At 60.5% G+C, this 2301-nt stretch carries 4 protein-coding genes; 3 read left to right on the top strand and 1 reads right to left on the bottom strand.

What is annotated here, in order from left to right; all coding sequences use genetic code 11:
* Positions 1-127 precede the first annotated feature (127 nt).
* The 3 genes from EN879_RS32525 to EN879_RS32515 are packed head-to-tail and all read left to right on the top strand — an operon-like array spanning position 128 to position 1720.
* Positions 128-1171, top strand: coding sequence for a hypothetical protein (locus tag EN879_RS32525; protein ID WP_127224376.1), 1044 nt, complete (start codon positions 128-130; stop codon positions 1169-1171).
* Positions 1168-1512, top strand: coding sequence for a hypothetical protein (locus EN879_RS32520; protein ID WP_063168413.1), 345 nt, complete (start codon positions 1168-1170; stop codon positions 1510-1512). The genes EN879_RS32525 and EN879_RS32520 overlap by 4 nt, the downstream gene beginning before the upstream one ends.
* The gene (locus tag EN879_RS32515) at positions 1496-1720 is read left to right on the top strand and encodes a hypothetical protein (RefSeq protein ID WP_063168412.1); all 225 of its coding nucleotides are present in this window, start codon (positions 1496-1498) and stop codon (positions 1718-1720) included. Before EN879_RS32520 ends, EN879_RS32515 begins: the two co-directional genes overlap by 17 nt.
* On the opposite strand, the gene EN879_RS32510 is transcribed toward EN879_RS32515, so the two are convergent.
* Positions 1717-2265 carry a hypothetical protein gene (locus EN879_RS32510; RefSeq protein WP_063168411.1) on the bottom strand — a complete coding sequence of 183 codons (549 nt, stop codon included), beginning with the start codon at positions 2263-2265 and terminating at the stop codon, positions 1717-1719. The genes EN879_RS32515 and EN879_RS32510 overlap by 4 nt on opposite strands.
* Between the last annotated feature and the right edge of the window lie 36 nt (positions 2266-2301).

Raw genomic sequence — 2301 nt, 5'->3', positions numbered from 1 at the left:
CAGATGCAGCGTTGGAAGAACAGGATCGAGGCGCGCTGCCTCAAGCGGCGGCGCGGTGAGGATGGCGAGACTGCCGAGTTCGAATTCGATGGCCGTCGCGGTCAACTTCGGGAAGTGGAGCGCTGAGATGATTTCGGAAAAGGAAGCCAAGAAGATCAAGAAGAAGGAAATGGGCATCGTGACATTCACGATCTCTGTCCTGTGGCTGTCCGGCTTGTCGATCGGCAGGATTGCCATGCTGAGTGGGCGATCAAAGGGGAGTATTCGCGGCATCGTGCACCGCAATCTACCGACGCCGCGCGAGGAACTGACGATGGAAGAGCGGCAGACCGCATTGGATCATTTGAAGAGCGTGCGGTGCGATGAAGCAAGATTGTCGGACAAGTATTTCGTCGCGTGCGAACTGTCTCAGGCCCAAGAGGCGCCGAAATCCGGGCCGTCCGTGCTCGGCTCACTCGCTTCGTACATGAAGCCAAAGCCGACGAAGCCGGCACCGCCGCCCATGCCAGACGGCAGGACGCGGGAAGGCCGCAAGGAAATCCAGCGCCGCAAGCAGGAGGCCAGGCATCAGGAGAAGGTCGCTGTTGAGCAGCAGGCAGCGCGCGAGATGGGCGGAGCCGTCAATCGTGGCCTCCATGGATCGGCCCTCGAATATCTGCATGACATCGGGACGCTGTCAGATCCGATCGAGCGGCGTGTCGACCAGAAGGTGACCGGAATCTCCAGCAAGGAACGCCGGAAGGAAGCCGGCCGAATCCTGCGCGGTTACATGGATGGGTGTCGGGTCGGCGGCATGAGTAGCGTCGACTTCGATCGCGTTGGCACCGGGTCAAACAGCCGGCTGGCAATCTCCGCCTATCGGCTGCAGGCCATTCACGCGGTCGGCGCGATCCGCGACATGATGCCGGACAGGGACTTCCAGTTGATCGAGCGGGTCGTCGACCAGGACGAATTCGTCTGGGATACGGTGCCGAGTAGTCAGGCGCGGACCTTCATCTATGAGGCAATCAGGCGAGCCCTCGATGTTGTGGCGGTGTTCGAGGAAATGATGGGGCGATCAGCCTTCGCGACGCGGTGGGGATTTGAACTGCCGATGGTCAAGGTTGTGGATCGTGATGACGCCAGGCGCATGTCGAATGCGGCGGAAGATATTTTGAGGCAGGCACGATGAGAGAACGCTTACCGGACCGCCGCGCTTCCGAAGTGATCGAATTCAACCACATCGAGACCAACGGCAATAGGTCGCCATTCACCTCGACTGTCGGCTTCTACCCGGATGGCCGGATCGGCGAGATGTTCATCTATGCGCAGAAATCGGATTCGGCGATCGGCCTGATCTGCCACGATGCGGCGGTGTTGATCTCGATCGCGCTTCAGTGCGGCGCCACCATCGACGAGTTGCGCGCTTCGGTCGCGCGGACCGCCATGGATGGTGGCAAGCCGCAAAGCATCATCGGGACCGCGCTGGACATCTTGGCGGTGCGGGAGGCGGAGGATGGTGAAAGTTCTTGATGTCCCGCACGCCACATCGATTGACGCTCAGATGGACGATGAGGGAAATGTCCGCATCCTCCTGAACGACGAGAACGGCAAGCCATTCGCCGGCGTAGTCCTCACGTTCAAGGGCTTGGTGAACACTGTTGAGGATCTCAGCGGATTGATCGATCAATACATGGACAGCCAGCCCGATACGATCGGGCCCTGCATGGGCAGCGCCTAGCCGGTGTCGCGCCGGCGAGGCTTGCGCTCGGTCGTGATGGCCTCGGTCACGCGTTCGGCGATATCGATGTTCCGTTCATCGGCTTGGAACAACGCCAGAAGCACGCGGATCGGGTGCGGGATATCCTCGGCACCATCCAGCCACGTCAAAACTCTGTGCGGACTTGTGGAGTAAATGAATGCGAGGAAGGTAGGGGTAATCCCGGCGGCGCGCAGCTGCTCGGCGAACTCCGGCCCAGTGAGGCGCTGATACCGTTCTTTCTTGCCCTGATCCCGATTTGCTCGAATCCTCGGTCCGTTCAGCACCTCGGCCATACGCCGCCATCCTGCGAGCTCGGCCTCGAGCTCTGTGCTGAAGATGGCTGGCGTCTTGCCGTCCGGTCGCACAATGTCGGCGACCAGGCCAGGCGCGATCCACAGGGCGATGAAGCCGGGCCCGCGGTTGTTGGGCTCGGCCCATGCTCGGAATATGGGGTTCGATTTGTTGGCCATTCCGTCTCCGCCAGCGCCACGATCGGCTTTCGAATCGACAAGCATCAAATCCATAGGTCAAAACTCCTTTATTGTCATCAATGGGGGAAA

It is taken from the genome of Mesorhizobium sp. M7A.F.Ca.AU.002.02.1.1, from assembly GCF_003998535.1.
In the GTDB taxonomy this organism is placed as follows: Bacteria; Pseudomonadota; Alphaproteobacteria; order Rhizobiales; family Rhizobiaceae; genus Mesorhizobium; species Mesorhizobium ciceri.
This window is presented reverse-complemented; position numbering and strand designations above follow the sequence as displayed.